Here is a 21292-nt window from a genome sequence, read left to right as displayed (position 1 = left end):
TTGAGCCGTCGTTTGAACTTGCGCATGTTCATGAGCGAAGTACCACGCCGCTGTCGTCTTCCCACCACACGTAAACCTGATCGCCCCAGGTCGGACGCTGACCGCGACGTTCAGCGTTGGCAACGAACGACTGCACCAGTTTGCCGCTCGGCAATTCGACGTAGAACACCGAGTGACCGCCGAGGTAGGCGATGTCATGCACTTTGCCGCTCGACCAGTTGTATTCGCAGGTCGGCATTTCAGCGGTGACCAGCAGCTTCTCCGGACGAATCGCGTAGGTCACGGACTTGTCTTGCACCGAGGTGCTGATGCCGTGGCCGACGTAGATCTGCCGGTCGAGGTCCTTGCAGGTGATGGTCGCGTGGCCTTCGGCGTCGTCGATCACTTCGCCTTCGAAGATGTTCACGTTGCCGATGAATTCGCAGACCAGACGGCTGGTCGGGGTTTCGTAGATGTCGATCGGGCTGCCGATCTGGGCGATCCAGCCCAGGTGCATGATCGCGATGCGCTCGGCCATGGTCATGGCCTCTTCCTGGTCGTGGGTCACCATCACGCAGGTCACGCCGACGCGCTCGATGATTTCCACCAGCTCCAGCTGCATCTGCGAACGCAGTTTCTTGTCCAGTGCACCCATCGGTTCGTCGAGCAGCAGCAACTTCGGCCGCTTGGCCAGCGAGCGTGCCAGTGCCACACGCTGCCGCTGACCGCCCGACAGTTGATGCGGCTTGCGCTTGGCGTACTGGCTCATCTGTACCAGCTTGAGCATCTCGGCCACGCGCGCATCGATCTCGGCGTTGGGAATCTTGTCCTGCTTGAGGCCGAAGGCGATGTTCTGCGCCACGGTCATGTGCGGGAACAAGGCGTACGACTGGAACATCATGTTGATCGGTCGCTCGTACGGCGGCATGTCGGTGATGTCGACGCCGTCGAGGAAAATGCGCCCCTCCGTGGGCCGTTCGAACCCTGCCAGCATCCGCAGCAGAGTGGATTTGCCCGATCCCGAACCGCCGAGCAGGGCGAAGATCTCGCCCTTCTTGATTTCCAGGGACACATCGTCCACGGCAATCGTCTCGTCGAACTTCTTCGTGACCCGGTCGATTTTGACCAACACCTGCTTAGGTGTCTGGTCGCCCTCGAGGGCTTTCTTATAGGCGCCGGAGGCAACTGCCATTTACGAAACTCCCAGAAAAAAACAGTGCAGTTCGCCCAACGCGGGCGAACCCAGGATAGTTTGTGCCTTACTTGCCCGACTTGACCTTGGTCCAGCTACGGGTCATCAAACGCTGAATATTGGGTGGCAACTCGACCGACACGTAAGTCTTGTCGAGGACTGCTTGCGGTGGATAAACCGCTTCATCGGTGCGGATGGACTGTTCCATCAGCTTGTCCGACCCTGGGTTGGGGTTGGCGTAACCGACGTAATCACTGACCTGAGCGATCACCTCAGGTTTCAGCAAATAGTTGATGAAGGCGTGGGCTTCTTTGACGTTGGACGAGTCCTTCGGAATCGCCAGCATGTCGAACCACAACGCGCCGCCCTCTTTCGGGATCGAGTAGGCGATGTTCACGCCCTTCTTGGCTTCTTCGGCACGGTGTTTGGCCTGGAAGATATCGCCGGAGAAGCCGATGGCTACGCAGATGTCGCCGTTGGCCAGATCACCGATGTATTTCGACGAGTGGAAGTAGGTCACATAAGGACGCACGGCCAGCAGTTTGTCGGTGGCCTTGGCGTAGTCCTTCGGATTGGTACTGTTGGCGTTCAGGCCCATGTAGTTGAGCACGGTCGGCATCATTTCATCGGCCGAGTCGAGGAACGCGACGCCACAGCTGTGCAGCTTCTTGATGTTCTCAGGCTCGAACAGCACGCTCCAGGAGTCGATCTTGTCGATGCCGAGCACCGCTTTGACTTTCTCGACGTTGTAGCCGATGCCGTTGGTGCCCCACAGGTACGGCACGGCGTACTGGTTGCCCGGGTCGTTCTGTTCCAGGCGCTTGAGCAGCACCGGATCGAGATTCGCATAGTTCGGCAGTTGCGACCTGTCGAGCTTCTGGAACGCACCCGCCTTGATCTGCTTGCCGAGGAAGTGGTTCGACGGCACGACCACGTCGTAACCGGTACGCCCGGCCAGCAGCTTGCCTTCCAGGGTTTCGTTGGAATCAAACACGTCGTACACCGGTTTGATCCCGGTGGCTTTCTCGAAGTCGGCCAGGGTGGTCTCGCCGATGTAATCCGACCAGTTATAAATATGCACCGTACCGGCGGCCTGGGCTCCGACTGCGATCGTCAGGCCGGCAGTGGCCAGCAGGGCTTTGCGCAAAGAAGAAAAAATAGGCAAGTGGAGGTCCTCTAAATTAGTTGGGCCCAAGTTGCCCCGCGCTACATGACAGCCATGGCTGCCCGGCAACCAAACCGGCGCGCAACTTACCCTCGAAAAACCGTTCCAGCAAAACTTTCTGTCATTTAATTGATCCGCTGGTCGCCGTCACGGCGACGACGGCCAGCGGTTGTTGCCTCAAACCGGCTTATTTACCGGATTTGATCTTGGTCCAGCTGCGGGTCAGTTCACGCTGGGTAGCGGCCGGCAAGTCGGCGATCGCATACAGCTTGGCCTGCACATCGGCTGGTGGGTAGATGCCTGGATCGGAGGTGATGTCCTTGTTCACGTACTGAGTCGCTTCGGCGTTACCGTTAGGGAAGCGCACAGCGTTGGTGATCTCGGCCATCACTTTCGGTTGCAGCAGGTAGTTCATGAACTTGTAGGCGCCGTCGATGTTTTCCGCATCTTTCGGAATCGCGACCATGTCATAGAAGCTGCCGGCGCCTTCCTTCGGAATGGCGTAGCTGACTTTGACCTTGTCACCGGCCTCGGCGGCACGGGACTTGGCCTGCTGCACGTCACCCGAGTAGCCGACTGCTACGCAGATGTTGCCGTTGGCCAGGTCCGAGATGTACTTGGAGGAGTGGAAGTAAGTGATCGAAGGACGAATCTTGAGGAACAGGTCCTCGGCTTTCTTGATGTCCTCTTTCTTCTGGCTGTCGGTTGGCAGGCCCAGGTAGTGCAGCGCGACCGGAAGCATTTCGGTCGGCGAATCGAGGAAGCTCACGCCGCAGCCCTTGAGCTTGGCGATGTTCTCCGGCTTGAGCAGCACGTCCCAGGAGTCGATGGTGTCGACGCCCAGCGCAGCCTTGACCTTCTCCGGGTTGTAACCGATGCCGATCGAGCCCCACATGTACGGGAAGGCGTGCTTGTTATCCGGGTCGCTGACCGAAACGGCCTTGAGCAGCGACTTGTTCAGGTTGCCGTAGTTGGACAGCTTGGACTTGTCCAGCTCCTGATAGACGCCGGCCTTGATCTGCTTGGCCAGGAAGTTGTTCGACGGCACAACCACGTCGTAACCGGACTTGCCCGCCAGCAATTTGGCTTCCAGGGTTTCGTTGCTGTCGAATACGTCGTAGACGACCTTGATCCCGGACTCTTTCTCGAAGTTGGCGATGGTGTCAGGAGCGATGTAGTCGGACCAGTTGTAGACGTGCAACACCTTGTCGTCCGCGTGAACCGCACCCGCCATCATGCCCGCAACGGACAAAGCGAGAAGAGTCTTGCCAGCAAGCTTTTTACCTAATGCCTTCATGCGTCATGCTCCAAATTTTTCTTTTTTGAACCACTTTGTTCAGCGGCCGAACCCCGACAACTGGAACTGCGGCTAGTCTGGCAAGATCGGAGGCGGTCTTTCAAGAAAAGGCCAACCTTTCTGACACCTTCGAGCGAGAGCGCCGCAGCTCCCCCGCTCGAAGCCTAGCACTTAGGCCTGCAACGCACTGAGGGTCAGGTCCAGGCACTTGCGCGCCTTGGTCACCAGCTCATCGATCTCCGCCTTGCTGATCACCAGCGGCGGCGCAATGATCATGGTGTCGCCCACGGCGCGCATGATCAGGCCGTTATCGAAGCAGAACTGCCGGCAGATCATGCCCACGCCCTTGCCTTCGTAACGTTTGCGAGTGGCCTTGTCCTGCACCAGCTCGATCGCCCCCAGCAGCCCCACTCCGCGTACTTCACCCACCAACGGGTGATCGTTGAGTTCGCGCAGACGTTTCTGCAAATACGGTGCCGTTTCGTTATGCGCGTTCTCGATAATTTTCTCGTCGCGCAGAATCCGGATGTTTTCCAGACCCACCGCCGCCGCCACCGGGTGCCCGGAGTAGGTGAAACCGTGGTTGAAATCGCCGCCTTCGTTGAGCACCTTCACCACTTCGTCACGCACGATCAGGCCACCCATCGGGATGTAGCCGGACGTCAGGCCTTTGGCGATGGTCATCATGTCCGGTTTCAGGTCGTAGAAATCCGAACCGAACCACTGACCGGTACGGCCGAAACCGCAGATCACCTCGTCGGCGACGAACAGGATGTCGTACTTGGCGAGGATTTCCTTGATGCGCGGCCAGTAGGTGTCTGGCGGAATGATCACGCCACCGGCGCCCTGGATCGGCTCGGCAATAAAGGCACCGACGTTGTCCACGCCGACTTCGAGAATTTTCTCTTCCAGTTGATTGGCCGCCCAGATGCCGAACTCTTCCGGCGACATGTCGCCGCCCTCGGCGAACCAGTACGGCTGCGCAATGTGGACGATGCCCGGGATCGGCAAATCGCCCTGCTCGTGCATATACGTCATGCCACCGAGGCTCGCGCCCGCCACGGTCGAACCGTGGTAACCGTTCTTGCGGCTGATGATGACTTTCTTGTTCGGCTGGCCCTTGATCGCCCAATAGTGGCGAACCATGCGCAGCATGGTGTCGTTGCCTTCGGAGCCGGAACCGGTGAAGAACACGTGGTTCATGCCTTCCGGCGCCACGTCGGCGATGGCCTTGGCCAGTTCCAGTGCTGGCGGGTGCGCGGTCTGGAAGAACAGGTTGTAGTAAGGCAGTTCGCGCATTTGTTTAGCGGCCGCGTCGGCCAGTTCATCGCGGCCATAACCGATCGCCACGCACCACAGACCCGCCATGCCATCGAGGATCTTGTTGCCCTCGCTGTCCCACAGGTACACGCCCTTGGCGTTGGTGATGATCCGTGGACCCTTCTCTTTCAGCTGCTTGAAATCGCTGAACGGGGCCAGGTGGTGATCGCTGCTCAGGGCTTGCCACTCACGGGTTTGCGGGTTGTTGCTGGTCATGCCAATTCTCCTTGTTATCGGTGAAGGCGCGGCGGCTGGCCACCGCGCCCGGCGTATCAGACGGCGAAGAGCAGGTATTCACGCTCCCAGGAACTGATCACGCGCTTGAAGTTTTCATGCTCGGCCCGCTTGACCGCGACGTAGCCGGTGATGAAGGTCTTGCCCAGGTATTTCTCGATGGTCGCGCTGTTTTCCATACGCTCCAGCGCGTCCTCGATGGTCAGCGGCAGGCGCAGGTTGCGGCGTTCATAGCCACGGCCTACGACTGGCGCGCTCGGGTTCAGCCCCTCGACCATGCCGATGTAGCCGCAGAGCAGGCTCGCGGCAATCGCCAGGTACGGGTTGGCGTCGGCGCCCGGCAGGCGGTTTTCCACGCGGCGGTTCTGCGGGCCGGCATCCGGGACGCGCAGGCCCACGGTGCGGTTCTCTTCGCCCCATTCGACGTTTACCGGCGCCGAGGTGTCCGGCAGGAAGCGGCGGAACGAGTTGACGTTCGGTGCGAACAGCGGGAGCAGTTCCGGGATCAGTTTCTGCAAGCCACCGATGTGGTGCAGGAACAGCTGGCTCATGGTCCCGTCTTCATTGGAGAACACGTTCTTGCCGGTCTCGATGTCGATGATGCTCTGGTGCAAGTGCATGGCACTGCCCGGCTCGCCCGTCATCGGCTTGGCCATGAAGGTCGCGGCCACGTCGTGCTTGAGCGCGGCTTCGCGCATGGTGCGTTTGAACACCAGGATCTGGTCGGCCAGCGACAGTGCGTCGCCGTGACGGAAGTTGATTTCCATCTGCGCCGTGCCGTCTTCGTGGATCAGCGTGTCGAGGTCCAGCTCCTGCAGTTCGCACCAGTCGTAAACGTCTTCGAACAGCGGATCGAATTCGTTCGCCGCTTCGATGGAGAACGACTGACGGCCGATTTCCGGACGCCCGGAGCGGCCGATCGGCGGCTGCAACGGATAGTCAGGGTCGTCACTGCGTTTGGTCAGGTAGAACTCCATTTCCGGCGCCACGATCGGCTGCCAGCCCTTGTCGGAATAGAGCTTCAGGACTTTCTTGAGGACGTTGCGCGGCGACAGCTCGATCGGGTTGCCTTGCTTGTCGTAGGTGTCGTGGATCACCTGAGCGGTTGGCTCGATGGCCCATGGCACCAGGTACACGGCGTTCTGGTCGGGACGGCAGATCATGTCGATGTCGGCCGGGTCGAGCAGTTCGTAATAGATGTCGTCTTCGACGTAGTCGCCAGTCACGGTCTGCAACAGAACGCTTTCTGGCAGGCGCATGCCCTTCTCGGCGATGAACTTGTTGGTCGGCGAGATCTTGCCCCGGGTGATACCGGTCAAGTCGCCGATCATGCATTCGACTTCTGTGATCTTGTGGTCTTTCAACCAATCGGTGAGCTGGTCGAGGTTGTTACTCATAAATGCCTCTGGGCTGAGTCTCCTGACATCGTGTCAGGCAAAGTTTGACGCCGTGGCGTCGCGTTAAAGGGGGCTTGCTTGCGCGCAGTACCGGCTTACGCCCGGCACCGCGCATCGACAATGAAAGAGGAGCTTACCTGCCCTTTACGCTGGCGTTGCATTTCCTGTGCACATTCAAGGCGTGCAGAATCGTGAGCACGGCTCGGGGAGCGGCACAGGCTTTGGGACTCAAAGAGATCTATATTGAAAGGAAACGCCATAAACAGGATGCTGTCGCGTGCGTCCAGAATATCGGACGTTGCCGTTTGGCCTGATGCGCACGAGAACCTCGTCGACCCGCCGCGAGCCATGCTGGCTGCATTACGGACGGATTTGTCGCCACTGATGTGATGAGCATGCAGACCGGACTGTTGCGAGCAGTCGGTGATGCCGATTAACGGCAGGCGAGACATGAAGCACCCCGGTATTATTGCTGTTATGGGTTTGGTCGGAGCTTAGCCTTGTTCATTTTTTTACACAACACCCCCGTAAAAAATACAACACGGCCTGCTCAAGCCTGCGGGTGCCACGTGTTTCAAGGACAAAAAACCGCCCCAAAGTGCCCCATAAATGCCCTTGCAGCGCTTTTTTAGGGCAAAAAAGGCCTCGCTTGACTTCGGCAGGCCGTTCGGGTTGACTGAAACCAGAAAAGATCAATGATTGATATTTTTAACAACAAAGGTGTTGCATCATGTCGGTACCCCCGCGTGCCGTTCAGCTTAACGAAGCGAACGCGTTCCTTAAGGAACATCCTGAGGTTCTGTACGTTGACCTTCTGATTGCGGATATGAATGGTGTGGTGCGCGGCAAGCGCATCGAACGCACCAGCCTCCACAAGGTTTACGAGAAAGGCATCAACCTGCCGGCCTCTCTATTTGCTCTGGATATCAATGGTTCTACGGTGGAAAGCACCGGCCTGGGTCTGGACATCGGCGACGCCGACCGGATCTGCTATCCAATCCCCGATACCCTGTGCAACGAGCCATGGCAGAAGCGCCCTACCGCGCAACTGTTGATGACCATGCACGAACTCGAGGGTGACCCGTTCTTCGCCGATCCGCGCGAAGTGCTCCGTCAAGTTGTTGCAAAGTTTGACGAGCTGGGCTTGACCATCTGCGCCGCGTTCGAACTGGAGTTCTACCTGATCGACCAGGAAAACGTGAACGGCCGTCCACAGCCGCCACGCTCGCCGATCTCCGGCAAACGCCCGCACTCGACTCAGGTCTACCTGATCGACGACCTCGACGAATACGTCGACTGCCTCCAGGACATTCTGGAAGGTGCCAAAGAGCAAGGCATCCCCGCCGATGCGATCGTCAAGGAAAGTGCCCCGGCGCAGTTCGAAGTGAACCTGCACCACGTCGCCGACCCGATCAAGGCGTGCGACTACGCGGTCCTGCTCAAGCGTCTGATCAAGAACATCGCCTACGACCATGAAATGGACACCACCTTCATGGCCAAGCCGTATCCGGGCCAGGCGGGTAATGGTCTGCACGTCCATATCTCGGTGCTCGACAAAGATGGCAAGAACATCTTTGCAAGCGAGGATCCCGAGCAGAACGCCGCGCTGCGTCACGCGATCGGCGGTGTGCTCGAGACCCTGCCGGCGCAGATGGCTTTCCTCTGCCCGAACGTCAACTCGTACCGTCGCTTCGGCGCGCAGTTCTATGTGCCGAACTCGCCGTGCTGGGGCCTGGACAACCGCACCGTGGCGATCCGCGTACCGACCGGTTCTGCCGATGCCGTGCGTATCGAACACCGCGTGGCCGGCGCCGACGCCAACCCGTACCTGCTGATGGCTTCGGTCCTGGCCGGTGTGCATCACGGTCTGGTGAACAAGATCGAGCCAGGCGCTCCGGTCGAGGGCAACAGCTACGAGCAGAACGAACAAAGCCTGCCGAACAACTTGCGCGATGCCCTGCGCGAGCTGGACGACAGCGAGGTGATGGCCAAGTACATCGATCCGAAGTACATCGATATCTTCGTCGCCTGCAAGGAAAGCGAGCTGGAGGAGTTCGAACACTCCATCTCTGACCTTGAGTACAACTGGTATCTGCATACCGTTTAAGCGGATTGCGACCAGATAAAACGCCGTCGGCCGTCTTGGCCCACGGCGTTTTTTTATGGCCGAATTCTGATCTGAATGGCCGCCTGCGGCGGTTCGGGAGCAAGCCCCCTCCCACAGGGGATCTACAGCGAATGGGGATCTTTTGTACGCAGAAGATCAACTGTGGGAGGGGGCTTGCTCCCGAAGGCGTCCTGGCAGACAACACACTGCTCGGCTCGTACAATGCCCGCTGCCCCGCAGGAGACTTCCATGACGCGTCCCGCCACCGTTCGCAAACCCCGTGCCCGCAGCCAGGCGCGGATCGACTCGATACTCGACGCCGCGCGTACGCTGCTGGCCGCCGAGGGTGTGGCCAGTCTGTCGATCTACAGCGTCGCCGAACGCGCGCAGATTCCGCCGTCCTCCGTGTATCACTTCTTCGCCAGCGTCCCGGCGCTGCTGGAAGCCTTGACTGCCGATGTGCACGCAGCCTTCCGCGCCTGCCTGCAAGCGCCGATCGACCACGAGGCGCTGCGCGACTGGCGTGACCTGTCGCGACTGGTCGAGCAGCGCATGCTGGAGATCTACGACGAAGACGCCGCCGCTCGCCAGCTGATCCTCGCCCAGCACGGCCTGACCGAAGTGACCCAGGCCGACCGCCAGCACGACATCGAACTCGGCGACCTGATGCACAAACTGTTCGACCATCACTTCGAATTGCCGCGCCTGCCAAGCGATGTCGACGTGTTTGCCCTGGCGATGGAACTGGGCGACCGCGTGTATGCGCGCTCGGTGCAGCAACACGGGCAGATCACCCCGCGCATGGCCGAGGAAGGGATGCGGGTGTTTGATGCCTATATCGGCCTGTATCTGCCGCCGTATCTACCCAAGAGAGTTCTCTAGCGCATTCACCGGCCCCTTCGCGAGCAAGCCCGCTCCCACATTTGGAATGCGGTTCCCTGTGGGAGCGAGCCTGCTCGCGAAGGCCGCGCCGCTGAACTCACGATAAACAAAAAACCCCGAAGGGCTCACGCCTTTCGGGGTTGTTTTTTACTCACAGGCTTACAACTTGGCGATCGACACCTCGGTGGATTTCACGAAGGCAATCACCTCACTGCCCACCACCAGTTCCAGCTCCTTGACCGAGCGGGTGGTGATCACCGAAGTGACGATGCCGGAAGCGGTCTGCACGTCGATTTCCGACAGCACGTCGCCGAGAACGATCTCCTTGATCGAGCCTTTGAACTGGTTGCGCACGTTGATGGCTTTGATAGTCATGGCTTTGATTCCTGTCGTTGGTTGTAACTTGAGTTATTGAGCCCAACGCAATTGCGTAGGCAGTGGTGAAACAGGTTCCGGCTCCGGCGGCTCGCCGGGCAGGGACAGAACACGGTTGAGCACTTCGGTTTCCAGCGCCGCCAGTCGATGCGATCCGCGCACTCGCGGACGAGGCAACTCCACTTGCAGGTCGAGGCCGACTTCACCGTCCTCGATCAGAATCACCCGGTCGGCGATCGCCACCGCTTCGCTGACGTCGTGGGTCACCAGCAGCACGGTGAACCCATGCTTTTGCCAGAGGCGTTCGATCAGTTGCTGCATCTCGATCCGGGTCAGGGCATCCAGCGCCCCCAGCGGCTCGTCGAGCAGCAACAGGCGCGGTTGGTGGATCAGCGCCCGGGCCAGCGCCACGCGCTGCTTCTGCCCACCGGACAAGGCTGCCGGCCACTCATGGGCGCGATCCGCCAGACCGACTGCTTCCAGCGCTTCCAGTGCTTGCGGGCGCCAGTTGCCTTTAAGGCCGAGACCGACGTTGTCGATGATCTTTTTCCACGGCAGCAGCCGTGCTTCCTGGAACATCAGCCGGGTGTCTTCCCGCGCATCGCTGAGCGCTGCGGCACCGGCCAGCAGGTCGCCGCCAGTCGGTTGATCGAGGCCGGCGAGCAAGCGCAGGAAGGTGCTCTTGCCGCACCCGCTGCGCCCGACCACGGCGACGAATTGCCCCGCCGGAATGTGCAGGTCGATGTCGCGCAGCACCTGCCGCGCGCCAAAGGTTTTCTGCAGATTGCGCACCACCAGCGGAATCCCGCGCAGCAGGCGTGGAGGTTGTTGAGCGGTCATGCCGCACCTCCCTTGGCCACCTGATAGGCCGGATGCCAGCGCAGCCACACACGCTCAAGTCCACGGGCGGCGAGGTCAGCGAGTTTGCCGAGTACCGCGTAAAGCAGGATCGCCAGCACTACCACATCGGTCTGCAAAAACTCGCGGGCGTTCATCGCCAGATAACCAATGCCGGAGCTGGCCGAAATGGTTTCGGCGACGATCAGCGTCAGCCACATGAAGCCCAGCGCAAAGCGCACCCCGACCAGAATCGAAGGCAGCGCGCCCGGCAGAATCACCTGCCAGAACAGGCTGAAACCGCTCAAGCCATAACTGCGCGCCATCTCCACCAGCGCCGGATCGACGTTACGGATGCCGTGATAGGTGTTGAGGTAAATCGGGAACAACGTGCCCAGTGCGACCAGGAAAATCTTCGCCGACTCGTCGATGCCGAACCACAGGATCACCAGTGGAATCAGCGCCAGGTGCGGCACGTTGCGGATCATCTGTACCGAGCTGTCGAGCAGGCGTTCGCCCCACTTCGACAGGCCGGTGATGAAACCCAGCGCCAGGCCGATGCTGCCACCGATGGTGAAGCCCAGCGCCGCGCGCCAGCCGCTGATTGCCAGGTGCGTCCAGATCTCGCCGCTGCGCACCAGACTGACACCGGCCTCGATCACTGCCACCGGTGCCGGCAGGATCCGCGTCGACAACCAACCGGCCGACACCGACAACTGCCACACCGCCAGCAGGAGCACCGGCAACGCCCAGGGCGCGAGGCCGTGGATAATTTTCTTCATGGCGCGCCTCAGCTCTGCGACGCGGCTTTGGGAAGAATGTCGTTGGCCACCATCTCGCCGAACGGGCTGACGTAACCGGCGCTTTTCGGCAGTTCCGGACGCTCGATGTCGAGGTGCGGGAACAGCAGTTCAGCGACGCGGTACGACTCTTCGAGGTGTGGATAACCGGAGAAGATGAAGGTGTCGATACCGAGATCCGCGTATTCCTTGACGCGGGCGGCCACGGTCGGGCCATCGCCGACCAGTGCAGTACCGGCACCGCCACGCACCAGACCGACGCCGGCCCACAGATTCGGGCTGACTTCGAGGTTGTCGCGGCTACCACCATGCAGCGCGGCCATGCGTTGCTGACCGACCGAATCGAAGCGCGCCAGCGATGCCTGCGCACGCTTGATGGTGTCGTCGTCCAGATGCGAGATCAGCCGGTCTGCCGCTTGCCAGGCTTCGGCGTTGGTTTCCCGCACGATCACATGCAAACGAATGCCGAAGCGCACGGTACGCCCGAGTTTGGCGGCTTTGGCGCGCACCTGCTCGATCTTCTCGGCGACGGCCGCTGGCGGCTCGCCCCAGGTCAGCACCATCTCGACTTGTTCGGCGGCCAGATCCTGCGCCGCTTCCGAGGAGCCACCGAAGTAAAGCGGCGGACGCGGTTGCTGGATCGGCGGATAGAGCAGTTTGGCGCCCTTCACGCTGATGTGTTCGCCGTCGTAATCGACGGTTTCGCCTTCCAGCACCCGACGCCAGATGCGGGTGAATTCCACCGAGGCTTGATAGCGCTCTTCGTGGTTGAGGAACAGACCATCACCGGCCAACTCTTCCGGGTCGCCACCGGTCACCAGGTTGAACAGCGCACGACCGCCGGACAGACGATCCAGGGTAGCTGCCTGTCGCGCCGCCACCGTCGGGGAAATGATCCCGGGGCGCAGGGCGACAAGGAACTTCAGACGCTGAGTTACCGGGATCAGCGATGCTGCCACCAGCCACGAGTCCTCGCAGGAACGGCCGGTGGGAATCAGTACGCCGCCAAAGCCCAGACGATCCGCCGCTTGTGCGACCTGTTGCAGATAACCGTGGTCAACGGCGCGTGCGCCTTCGGCGGTGCCAAGGTAATGGCCGTCGCCGTGGGTAGGCAGGAACCAGAAGATGTTGAGGCTCATGGAGTGGTCTCCTTGGGGATTCGATTTACTGGGCTTGGGTAACCGAGCTTTGGGCCACAGCGGCCGGTAGTGTCCAGATCACATCCTTGATGCTCAACGGCTTGGGAATCAGCTTGAGCTGGTAGAAGGTGTCGGCAATTTTCTGTTGCGCGGCGACCACATCCGGGGTCAGGAACAACGCACCGTAGCCCTGGCGTTTCACCGAGGTCAGGGTGATCTCCGGCGACAGGCCGAGCAGCGGCGCGACCTGTTGAGTCACGTCCTGCGGGTTGGCCCTGGACCACTCGCCCACCGCGCGCACTTCCTCGACGAGGGTCTTGATCACCTCGGGATTTTTCTGCGCGTAAGGTTTGGTCGCGAGATAGAACTGGTGGTTGTCAACGATGCCTTTGCCGTCACGCAGGGTGTGCGCCTGCAGCTGGTTTTCGGCAGCGGCCTGGTACGGATCCCAGATCACCCAGGCATCGACGCTGCCACGCTCGAACGCGGCGCGGGCATCGGCCGGCGGCAGGAATACGGTTTGAATATCGGAGTATTTGAGACCGGCGTCTTCCAGCGCGCGCACCAGCAGGTAGTGCACGTTGGAGCCTTTGTTCAGGGCGACTTTCTTGCCCTTCAGATCCGCCACCGATTTGATCAGCGAATCTTTCGGCACGAGGATCGCTTCGCTGGTCGGTGCTGGTGGTTCGTAGGCGACGTAGAGCAGATCGGCGCCGGCAGCCTGGGCGAACACTGGCGGAGTCTCACCGGTGACGCCGAAGTCGATCGAGCCGACGTTCAGGCCTTCAAGCAGTTGCGGGCCGCCGGGGAATTCAGTCCATTGCACGTCCACGCCTTGCGCGGCCAGACGTTTTTCCAAAGTGCCTTTGGCCTTGAGCAGCACCAGCGTGCCGTACTTCTGATAACCGATCCGCAAGGTCTCGGCTTGAGCTTGAGTAATGGCGCCGAAGGACACAGCCGCAGCAAACAGAGCGACCAGACCGCGACGCAAAAATACAGTGCGCATAGCGCTCTCCTTTTTGCTGTTGGGTTGTGGCTGCACCTGCTTGCCCGTTGGCGGGCGAGTAAGGCCAGTACTTCAATTTCGGTGAGGCTTAAATGCTCCAGCGAGCACTCAACAAACGTTCATTCAACAGGCCCGGCTCCAGCGGCTTCGGCCGGCGAGCCATGGCACTGACAAACTGATCCAGCGCTTCATGCAGACGCTGCTCCAGCGCGGGTGCCAGTTGCGCCGCGGCACTGCCTTCGCCGTAAGCGATCTGGCTGTCCTCGGCAAAAATTCCTTGCAGCATTTCCTGCGCTTTCAATGCCGACAGCACCGGTTTGAGCGCGTAATCGACCACCAGCATGTGGGCGATGCTGCCGCCGGTGGCCATCGGCAAAACGATCTTGTGGTTCAGGGCACGTTCCGGCAGCAGATCCAGTACGGTTTTCAGCGCACCGGAAAACGACGCCTTGTACACCGGCGTGGCGATCAGCAGGCCATCGGCGTTTTCAATCTGCGCCAGCAGGTCGAGCACTTTCGGGCTATCGAAGCGGGCATGGAGCAGATCTTCGGCCGGGAAGTCCCGCACCTGATAACTCACCACTTCGACCCCTTGCTGCCGCAACCAGTGTTGCGAGCGTTCCAGCAGCACCCCGGAACGGGAGCGCAGGCTGGGACTGCCACCGAGTGAGACGACCAGCATTCAGACGATTCCTTACGCGTTACAGGCGATTCGCGGGTTGCGATCTCGCTTCGATGGGAGTGACCTTACCAGCTGATTTATATATCCATAAATCATATTTATTCATTTGGTTATGCGTTTTAGAGATATGTTATTTGCTGTGTTCCGGGCAAAAAAACAGGCCGTGAACACGACCTGAAATTCCCTGCTTTGTGGTTCTGAATTTTGTGTCGGCTGTGCCGACGCCTTCGCGAGCAAGCCCGCTCCCACATTTGGAATGCGTTCCCCTGTGGGAGCGGGCTTGCTCGCGAAGGCGGCGGTAGCTACAGCCCAAATTTCACTGATTCACTTGTTCGGTTGCGGCGTCAGACGCAGGTACGGCTTCACGGCGCGATAACCTTTCGGGAAACGCTGCTTGATCTCTTCCTCGTCCTTCAACGACGGCACGATCACCACCTCATCACCGTCCTGCCAGTTGGCCGGGGTCGCCACTTTGTAGTTGTCGGTGAGTTGCAGCGAATCGATCACCCGCAGGATCTCGTGGAAGTTGCGCCCGGTACTCGCCGGGTAGGTGATGGTCAGGCGAATCTTCTTGTTCGGATCGATCACGAACAGCGAACGCACGGTCAGGGTGTCGTTGGCGTTCGGATGGATCAGGTCATAGAGATCGGAAACCTTGCGATCGGCGTCGGCCAGGATCGGGAAGTTGACGAGGGTGTTCTGGGTTTCGTTGATGTCCTCGATCCACTTGTGGTGCGAGTCCACCGGGTCAACCGACAAGGCGATGGCTTTGACCCCGCGCTTGCTGAACTCATCCTTGAGCTTGGCGGTGAAGCCCAGCTCGGTGGTGCACACCGGGGTGAAGTCGGCCGGGTGGGAGAACAGCACGCCCCAGCTATCGCCCAGCCACTCGTGGAAACGAATCTTGCCGGCGCTGGAATCCTGTTCGAAGTCGGGGGCGATGTCGCCGAGTCTGAGGCTCATGGTGCTGCTCCTGATGAGTTGTTGGAGAACTCAACTGTAGCTCGGGATTCGACATCATGAAAAAGAATAAATAAATAGATATCTAGAATCTAAAGGAATATTAAACATCGTTCACTGGACGCTAGACGGCATCGCGACGAACATCGCTCTCAAGGTTCGAGAAGGCCTTGAGTTGCTGCAAAGAGGGAATTTCGGGACAGGCTTACGGGGGTGAGCCTGACTCGAAAACGCAAAAGCCCCGTCCGGCACGGTGCCGGACGGGGCTTTTTTTACATCAGCAGTTTGAACGCGCTATTACAGCAGCGGGATCGAGTAGCTGACGATCAGGCGGTTTTCGTCCTGGGAACGGGTGTTCGCCAGGTCGGTACGCCACATCGCGTTTTTCCAGGCTACGCCGAGGTTCTTCAGCGGGCCTTCCGGAATCACGTAACCGATGGTCAGGTCGCGTTCCCACTCGGTTTTTTCGCCCAGCGGGGTGTCGATGTTGTTACCACGCAGGTAGATCAGGTTGGCGGTCAGGCCAGGAACGCCGATCTTGGCGAAATCGTAGCCGTAGCGAGCCTGCCAGGTACGCTCGCCAGCACGGGCGAACTTCTGGATCTGCATGTCGGTGATGGTGCTGTTGGACGAGCCGTCACCCTGGTTCAGCCAAGGGAAGTCGCTGTCACCTTTGGTGTACTGATAACCGGCACCGAAGGTGTGACCTTCAACCGAGTACAGGGCCAGGTAGCTGTACAGATCGTTGTCGACCTTGCCTTTGACAGTTTTGCCACCGTAGTAACCGCTGGTGTAGTAGGCAGCGGTATCGCCGTTGGCACCGTTGTCACGGCTGCGGTAGTAACGCAGGTCGCTTTTCAGTACGCCCGGGCCGATGCCCCAGTTGTGTACCAGACCCAGGAAGTTCTGCGAGTAGAAGTCTTTCAGCTCGCCGTAGTAGTACGAGGCGGTCAGGTCTTTGGTCAGCTTGTAGTCAGCACCAGCGTAGTAGAACTTGTTGCTGAACACGCCTTTGTCGTAGTTCGAACCGGCGTTGGCACCAGCAATCGACATGTTTTCGTTGTTGCTGGAGTTACGACCTTTCACGGCCTCAACCTGACCGGCAGTCAGCGTCAGGTCCTTGATCTCGTTCGAGGTGATCGCTTCGCCCTGGAAGGTTTGTGGCAGCAGACGACCGTCGTTGTATTTGATGACCGGGTTGTTCGGCAGCAGAGTACCGACCTTCAGCTCGGTCTGGGAGATCTTGACCTTACCGGTCACACCCAGGCTCGCGAAGTCATGCACTGCACGGTTGCCATCGCTTGGGAACACGGTGCCGCCCGAAGCAGTACCGGTCGAGTTGCCGCTGGTGGCCGGGCTGGAATCCAGACGCACGCCGTACAGGCCGATCGCGTCAACACCGAACTGCACGGTGCCTTGGGTGTAACCCGAGATGAAACGCAGATCGAAGCCTTGGCCCCATTCTTCGTTCTTGTTCGGGCCAGTGCCGTCACGGTTATCGGTGTTGATGTAGAAGTTGCGCAAGCCCAGAGTGGCCTTGCTGTCTTCGATGAAACCGGCGGCGCCTGCCTGCTGCGCCAAAACCCCTACGGCCACAGCCAGGGCCAAGGTGGACTTGTTCATGTAAAGCTCCTCTCGTTTCTAATTCTTGTGTTCCTGGTCCTGGTCGAATGCCCGGATCCGTAGGTTCGCGATTAGCGCCAGAGCGTGACTGACAAGTCAATCGTAACCTTGTGTGTCTACGACCAAGGTCTAATCGCAGTATTTGGGTCCCTGCACAGTACTGACTTTCCTGATAACCCCAAAAAGAATTATTTCATTCTTTTTTATACTATCTAGCTATATGGCCCAGTAATGGCCACCTGCAGCGCAACACAGGATATCGGCTACTAAGCTAATTACTAAATGGTATTTGTTCGCCCTTTTTTAGATCGCTTAGCGTTGACGTATTCAAACCACGTCAAACCCTATCCAAAAGGCGACGCCATCATGGCCAAACGGGCACTATCTAGTCAATTTGTTACAGTTTGTGTGTCAGCGATAATTTCTTTCTCCGCTCAAGCCGCCGACCTCACGGTGGGTTATCAAACCGGTATCGACCCGAGCAAAGTCCCTCAGGCCGACGGCACCTACGAAAAAACCATCGGCCAGAAGATCGACTGGCGACGCTTCAATAGTGGCCCGGAAGTTGTGACAGCCATTGCATCGGGCGATGTGCAGATCGGCAATCTCGGCTCCAGCCCTTTGGCAGCGGCCGCCTCACGCAATCTGCCAATCGTCGCCTTCATTGTTTCAGCACAAATTAATGCCGCCGAAGCCTTGGTGGTGCGCAATGGCAGCGGGATCACCACCCCGCAGGACCTGGTCGGCAAGACCATCGCCACGCCCTTCGTTTCCACGTCCCATTACAGCCTGCTCGGCGCACTCAAGCACTGGGGCCTGGACACCTCGAAAGTCAAAGTGGTGAACCTGCAACCGGCGGAAATCGCTGCGGCATGGAAGCGTGGCGACATCGACGGCGCATTTGTCTGGTCACCGGCACTGGGCGAAATCCGCAAGACCGGCAAGACCCTGACCGATGCTGCACAAGTCGGCCAATGGGGCGCCCCGACGTTCGAAGTCTGGGTCGCACGCAAGGACTACGCCGAGAAGCATCCTGAGGTGGTGGCCAAATTTGCCAAGGTCACTCTAGACGCGTTTGCCGATTACGCCAGCCATAAAGACAGCTGGACCGCCGAATCCGAGCCGGTACAGAAAATCGCCAAATTGACCGGTGCCAACGCCGCCGATGTGCCGGAACTGCTCGCCGGTTCGGCGTTCCCGGACGCCAAGGCGCAGCAATCCACTGCGTTGCTGGACGGCGGCACGGCGAAGGCGATTGGTGAGACCGCGAAGTTTTTGAAGGAACAGGGCAAGGTTGAAACGGTGCTGCCGGACTATTCGCCGTATGTCAGCGCGAAGTTTGTAACTGAAAACAATTGAACAGGTGGTGAGGGGATTCATCCCCGATGGACTGCGCAGCAGTCCCTGCTTTTGGTGAAGCGGGGGCCGCTGCACGGCCCATCGGGGATGAATCCCCTCTCCACAACAGTCCTTCGGTAATCGTCAGAGGGTCTTTTCGAAGATCTTCGAGTTGCGCTGATAGTTGTACAGCGACGCCCGCGCCGCCGGCAGGCGCTCGACGCTGCTTGGCTCGAAACCGCGTTCGCGGAACCAGTGCGCGGTACGGGTGGTGAGGACGAACAGGGTTTTCAACCCTTGCGCCCGGGCACGGGTCTCGATGCGTTCCAGCAGTTCATCACCGCGACCGCCGTGGCGGTACTCCGGGTTCACCGCTAGGCACGCCAGCTCACCGGCATCCGAATCGGCGATCTGATACAGCGCCGCACAGGCAATGATCATCCCTTCACGCTCGACCACGCTGAACTGCTCGATCTCGCGCTCCAGCACTTCGCGCGAACGGCGCACCAGAATCCCCTGCTCTTCCAAAGGACTGATCAGGTCGAGCAGACCGCCGACGTCTTCAATCGCCGCCTCGCGCACCAGCTCGAATTGCTCCTGGGCCACCAGCGTACCGCCACCGTCACGGGTGAACAGTTCGGTCAGCAGCGCACCGTCCTCGGCATAACTGACGATATGGCTGCGCGCCACGCCGCCACGGCAGGCTTCGGCGGCGGCATCCAGCAATTCCGCCTGATAGTTATTGCCCAGACGTTGCAAATGCGCCGGCACCTGCTGCGGACGCAGTTCGCGCACCAGCCTGCCGTTCTCGTCGATCAGACCGAGGTCGGCGCCGAACAGCAGCAGCTTGTCGGCACCGAGGTCGATGGCGGCACGGGTGGCGACGTCTTCGCAGGCCAGATTGAAAATCTCACCGGTCGGCGAATAACCCAGCGGCGATAGCAGCACGATCGAACGCTCGTCCAGCAGACGGTTGATACCTTTGCGATCGACCCGGCGCACTTCGCCGGTGTGGTGATAGTCGACGCCTTCGAGCACGCCGATCGGCCGCGCGGTCACCAGGTTGCCGCTGGCCACCCGCAAGCGCGAACCCTGCATCGGCGACGAAGCCATGTCCATCGACAGCCGCGCTTCGATGGCGATGCGCAACTGGCCGACCGCGTCGATCACACATTCCAGCGTCGCCGCGTCGGTGATGCGCATGCCGTGATGGTAGTGCGGAGTCAGGCCGCGGGCGGCGAGTCGGGTTTCAATCTGCGGGCGCGAACCGTGGACCAGCACCAGGCGCACGCCGAGGCTGTGCAACAGCACCAGGTCGTGGACGATGTTGCCGAAGTTCGGATGCTCCACGCCGTCGCCGGGCAGCATGACGACGAAGGTGCAGTCGCGGTGGGCATTGATGTAAGGGGACGCGTGACGAAGCCAATTAACGTATTCGGGCATGAACCTGGGCCTGTAATAAATAGCAGCCGGAAAAAGGGCGAAACGGAAAACGCACAGCGGGCTGATGGTTATCGTCGGAACAGGCTTGGCGACACGCGCGCTCTCCTCATGAATACGGGTTGGGGTGCTGGCAATTTACAGCGTTTGGTCAGACAAAACACCGCCCCCCCCCTGTGGGAGCGGGCTTGCTCGCGAAAGCGGTGTATCAGGTACATCCATGTCGACTGACCCACCGTCTTCGCGAGCAAGCCCGCTCCCACAGGGGGACATCAGGGTTTGTCCGGGCTCAGGCAGTAATGTTCAATCAACTGCCGCAATAGATGCACGGTAGGCTGCAAACGTGACATTTCAAGGTATTCGCCGGGCTGGTGCGCACAGGCAATGTCGCCGGGGCCGAGCACGATGGTTTCGCAACCCAGGCGCTGAAGATAAGGCGCTTCGGTGCCGAACGCTACTGCTTCGGCACTGTGACCGGTGAGCTTTTCGGCGATGCGCACCAATTCGGTGTCTGCGGCCTGCTCGAATGGCGGCACTTCCGGGAACAACGGCTTGTAATCGATCTTCACCTGATGCCGCTCGGCCACCGGATTGAGCTTGCGCAGGATTTCCGCACGCAGGACATTGGGGTCCATGCCCGGCAGCGGACGCAGGTCGAACTCCAGTGAACACTGGCCGCAAATGCGATTCGGGTTGTCGCCGCCATGAATACAGCCGAAGTTCATGGTCGGTTGCGGCACGCTGAACTGCGGGTTGTTGAATTCACGCTGCCACAACAGACGCAAACCGCGCAGTTCGCCGATGGCATCGTGCATCGCTTCGAGGGCGCTGTGGCCCAGGCGCGGATCCGACGAATGGCCGCTTTGCCCGAGGATGTCGATGCGCTCCATCATCACACCTTTATGCAGGCGGATCGGTTTGAGCCCGGTCGGCTCGCCGATCACCGCCGCACGGCCCAGCGGCTTGCCGGCCTCGGCCAGTGCCCGGGCACCGGACATCGAGCTTTCTTCATCACAGGTGGCGAGGATCAGCAGCGGCTGCTTGAACGGTTGATCGAGCAGCGGCTGCACGGCCTCGATGATCAGTGCGAAAAAACCCTTCATGTCGCAACTGCCCAGCCCGACCCAGCGGCCGTCGACCTCGGTGAGTTTCAGCGGATCGGTCTGCCACAGCGCATCGTCATAAGGAACGGTATCGCTGTGCCCGGCCAGTACCAAGCCACCGGGGCCGCTGCCGAAACTGGCGAGCAGGTTGAATTTGCCGGGGCTGACCTGCTGGATATCGCAGCTGAAGCCCAGATCGCCCAGCCAACCGGCAAGCAAATCGATCACCGCCCGGTTGGACTGATCCAGGCTCGGTTGGGTGCAACTGACCGACGGTGCGGCGATCAGTGCAGCGAACTGGTCTTGCATGGATGGCAAAGGCATCGCTGACTCCAACTCCCGATTTGAAGTCCATCATAGAGCCATCCGGCGCTCGGAATAAACCGCCGCAGGGCGTAGGAAGTTTGAGTCCTGTA

Annotated in this window: 19 protein-coding genes; 3 read left to right on the top strand and 16 right to left on the bottom strand. The window is 59.9% G+C overall.

Annotated features, from left to right (window positions below; all coding sequences use genetic code 11):
- Positions 1-28: 28 nt before the first annotated feature.
- From potA to M0814_RS11675, 6 genes are all read right to left on the bottom strand, one after another.
- Positions 29-1171, bottom strand: a complete 1143-nt coding sequence (gene potA / locus M0814_RS11700; protein ID WP_003229245.1) for a polyamine ABC transporter ATP-binding protein — start codon at positions 1169-1171, stop codon at positions 29-31.
- 67 nt (positions 1172-1238) lie between these two features.
- Positions 1239-2336 carry a polyamine ABC transporter substrate-binding protein gene (locus M0814_RS11695; protein ID WP_103485651.1) on the bottom strand — a complete coding sequence of 366 codons (1098 nt, stop codon included), beginning with the start codon at positions 2334-2336 and terminating at the stop codon, positions 1239-1241.
- A 187-nt stretch (positions 2337-2523) separates the two neighbouring features.
- Complete coding sequence (locus tag M0814_RS11690; protein ID WP_003229249.1) at positions 2524-3633, bottom strand: polyamine ABC transporter substrate-binding protein; 1110 nt, start codon at positions 3631-3633, stop codon at positions 2524-2526.
- A gap of 171 nt (positions 3634-3804) precedes the next feature.
- Positions 3805-5169 carry an aspartate aminotransferase family protein gene (locus M0814_RS11685; protein WP_103485652.1) on the bottom strand — a complete coding sequence of 455 codons (1365 nt, stop codon included), beginning with the start codon at positions 5167-5169 and terminating at the stop codon, positions 3805-3807.
- Between the two features lie 56 nt (positions 5170-5225).
- Positions 5226-6584 carry a glutamine synthetase family protein gene (locus M0814_RS11680; protein ID WP_003229252.1) on the bottom strand — a complete coding sequence of 453 codons (1359 nt, stop codon included), beginning with the start codon at positions 6582-6584 and terminating at the stop codon, positions 5226-5228.
- A 95-nt stretch (positions 6585-6679) separates the two neighbouring features.
- Positions 6680-7036, bottom strand: a complete 357-nt coding sequence (locus tag M0814_RS11675; RefSeq protein WP_103485653.1) for a glutamine amidotransferase — start codon at positions 7034-7036, stop codon at positions 6680-6682.
- A gap of 278 nt (positions 7037-7314) precedes the next feature.
- On the opposite strand from M0814_RS11675, the gene M0814_RS11670 reads away from it, so the two are divergent.
- A complete protein-coding gene (locus M0814_RS11670) occupies positions 7315-8691 on the top strand; it encodes a glutamine synthetase family protein (RefSeq protein WP_003229254.1) in 1377 nt (458 codons plus the stop codon).
- A gap of 249 nt (positions 8692-8940) precedes the next feature.
- Positions 8941-9573 carry a TetR/AcrR family transcriptional regulator gene (locus M0814_RS11665; RefSeq protein WP_045122665.1) on the top strand — a complete coding sequence of 211 codons (633 nt, stop codon included), beginning with the start codon at positions 8941-8943 and terminating at the stop codon, positions 9571-9573.
- Between the two features lie 159 nt (positions 9574-9732).
- Here the strand turns inward: M0814_RS11665 and M0814_RS11660 are convergent, their stop codons facing one another.
- The 8 genes from M0814_RS11660 to M0814_RS11625 form a co-directional block, all read right to left on the bottom strand.
- Positions 9733-9948, bottom strand: a complete 216-nt coding sequence (locus M0814_RS11660) for a TOBE domain-containing protein (protein WP_003229256.1) — start codon at positions 9946-9948, stop codon at positions 9733-9735.
- 33 nt (positions 9949-9981) lie between these two features.
- Positions 9982-10788: an aliphatic sulfonates ABC transporter ATP-binding protein gene (gene ssuB, locus M0814_RS11655; protein ID WP_103486210.1), complete on the bottom strand. Its 807-nt coding sequence runs from the start codon at positions 10786-10788 to the stop codon at positions 9982-9984.
- Entirely contained in the window at positions 10785-11567 is a 783-nt protein-coding gene (ssuC, locus tag M0814_RS11650; protein WP_103486209.1) for an aliphatic sulfonate ABC transporter permease SsuC, read from the bottom strand. Before ssuC ends, ssuB begins: the two co-directional genes overlap by 4 nt.
- Before the next feature lie 8 nt (positions 11568-11575).
- Complete coding sequence (gene ssuD / locus M0814_RS11645; RefSeq protein WP_003229262.1) at positions 11576-12724, bottom strand: FMNH2-dependent alkanesulfonate monooxygenase; 1149 nt, start codon at positions 12722-12724, stop codon at positions 11576-11578.
- Positions 12725-12749: 25 nt separating this feature from the next.
- Positions 12750-13730 (bottom strand): sulfonate ABC transporter substrate-binding protein, encoded by a 981-nt coding sequence (locus M0814_RS11640; protein WP_103486208.1) that lies wholly within the window; start codon positions 13728-13730, stop codon positions 12750-12752.
- An 88-nt stretch (positions 13731-13818) separates the two neighbouring features.
- Positions 13819-14412, bottom strand: a complete 594-nt coding sequence (ssuE, locus tag M0814_RS11635) for an NADPH-dependent FMN reductase (protein ID WP_003229266.1) — start codon at positions 14410-14412, stop codon at positions 13819-13821.
- A gap of 324 nt (positions 14413-14736) precedes the next feature.
- Entirely contained in the window at positions 14737-15375 is a 639-nt protein-coding gene (locus M0814_RS11630; RefSeq protein WP_103486207.1) for a peroxiredoxin, read from the bottom strand.
- A gap of 294 nt (positions 15376-15669) precedes the next feature.
- Positions 15670-16995 carry an OprD family porin gene (locus tag M0814_RS11625; protein ID WP_103486206.1) on the bottom strand — a complete coding sequence of 442 codons (1326 nt, stop codon included), beginning with the start codon at positions 16993-16995 and terminating at the stop codon, positions 15670-15672.
- 366 nt (positions 16996-17361) lie between these two features.
- Here M0814_RS11625 and tauA point away from each other — a divergent pair, with 366 nt between their 5' ends.
- On the top strand, positions 17362-18354 hold the full coding sequence (gene tauA, locus M0814_RS11620) for a taurine ABC transporter substrate-binding protein (RefSeq protein ID WP_177434702.1): 993 nt from the start codon (positions 17362-17364) through the stop codon (positions 18352-18354).
- Positions 18355-18477: 123 nt separating this feature from the next.
- Here tauA and argA read toward each other — a convergent pair whose 3' ends face one another.
- Together argA and argE are read right to left on the bottom strand one after the other, a co-directional pair.
- Positions 18478-19776: an amino-acid N-acetyltransferase gene (gene argA, locus M0814_RS11615; RefSeq protein WP_103486205.1), complete on the bottom strand. Its 1299-nt coding sequence runs from the start codon at positions 19774-19776 to the stop codon at positions 18478-18480.
- A 269-nt stretch (positions 19777-20045) separates the two neighbouring features.
- On the bottom strand, positions 20046-21200 hold the full coding sequence (gene argE, locus M0814_RS11610) for an acetylornithine deacetylase (RefSeq protein WP_103486203.1): 1155 nt from the start codon (positions 21198-21200) through the stop codon (positions 20046-20048).
- Between the last annotated feature and the right edge of the window lie 92 nt (positions 21201-21292).

The organism is Pseudomonas sp. MWU12-2020 (assembly GCF_023100605.1).
Lineage (GTDB): Bacteria > Pseudomonadota > Gammaproteobacteria > Pseudomonadales > Pseudomonadaceae > Aquipseudomonas > Aquipseudomonas fluorescens_H.
The sequence above is the reverse complement of the archived record's forward strand: the minus strand, read 5'-3'. Positions and strand labels throughout refer to the sequence as shown.

Coding starts and splice junctions, on each gene's coding strand:
- ssuC (WP_103486209.1), bottom strand. CDS start 11,567: ATGAAGAAAATTATCCACGGCCTCGCGCCCTGGGCGTTGCCGGTGCTC.
- M0814_RS11670 (WP_003229254.1), top strand. CDS start 7,315: ATGTCGGTACCCCCGCGTGCCGTTCAGCTTAACGAAGCGAACGCGTTC.
- ssuB (WP_103486210.1), bottom strand. CDS start 10,788: ATGACCGCTCAACAACCTCCACGCCTGCTGCGCGGGATTCCGCTGGTG.
- M0814_RS11640 (WP_103486208.1), bottom strand. CDS start 13,730: ATGCGCACTGTATTTTTGCGTCGCGGTCTGGTCGCTCTGTTTGCTGCG.
- potA (WP_003229245.1), bottom strand. CDS start 1,171: ATGGCAGTTGCCTCCGGCGCCTATAAGAAAGCCCTCGAGGGCGACCAG.
- argE (WP_103486203.1), bottom strand. CDS start 21,200: ATGCCTTTGCCATCCATGCAAGACCAGTTCGCTGCACTGATCGCCGCA.
- M0814_RS11690 (WP_003229249.1), bottom strand. CDS start 3,633: ATGAAGGCATTAGGTAAAAAGCTTGCTGGCAAGACTCTTCTCGCTTTG.
- M0814_RS11675 (WP_103485653.1), bottom strand. CDS start 7,036: ATGTCTCGCCTGCCGTTAATCGGCATCACCGACTGCTCGCAACAGTCC.
- M0814_RS11630 (WP_103486207.1), bottom strand. CDS start 15,375: ATGAGCCTCAGACTCGGCGACATCGCCCCCGACTTCGAACAGGATTCC.
- argA (WP_103486205.1), bottom strand. CDS start 19,776: ATGCCCGAATACGTTAATTGGCTTCGTCACGCGTCCCCTTACATCAAT.
- M0814_RS11680 (WP_003229252.1), bottom strand. CDS start 6,584: ATGAGTAACAACCTCGACCAGCTCACCGATTGGTTGAAAGACCACAAG.
- M0814_RS11685 (WP_103485652.1), bottom strand. CDS start 5,169: ATGACCAGCAACAACCCGCAAACCCGTGAGTGGCAAGCCCTGAGCAGC.
- tauA (WP_177434702.1), top strand. CDS start 17,362: ATGGCCAAACGGGCACTATCTAGTCAATTTGTTACAGTTTGTGTGTCA.
- M0814_RS11665 (WP_045122665.1), top strand. CDS start 8,941: ATGACGCGTCCCGCCACCGTTCGCAAACCCCGTGCCCGCAGCCAGGCG.
- ssuE (WP_003229266.1), bottom strand. CDS start 14,412: ATGCTGGTCGTCTCACTCGGTGGCAGTCCCAGCCTGCGCTCCCGTTCC.
- M0814_RS11660 (WP_003229256.1), bottom strand. CDS start 9,948: ATGACTATCAAAGCCATCAACGTGCGCAACCAGTTCAAAGGCTCGATC.
- M0814_RS11625 (WP_103486206.1), bottom strand. CDS start 16,995: ATGAACAAGTCCACCTTGGCCCTGGCTGTGGCCGTAGGGGTTTTGGCG.
- ssuD (WP_003229262.1), bottom strand. CDS start 12,724: ATGAGCCTCAACATCTTCTGGTTCCTGCCTACCCACGGCGACGGCCAT.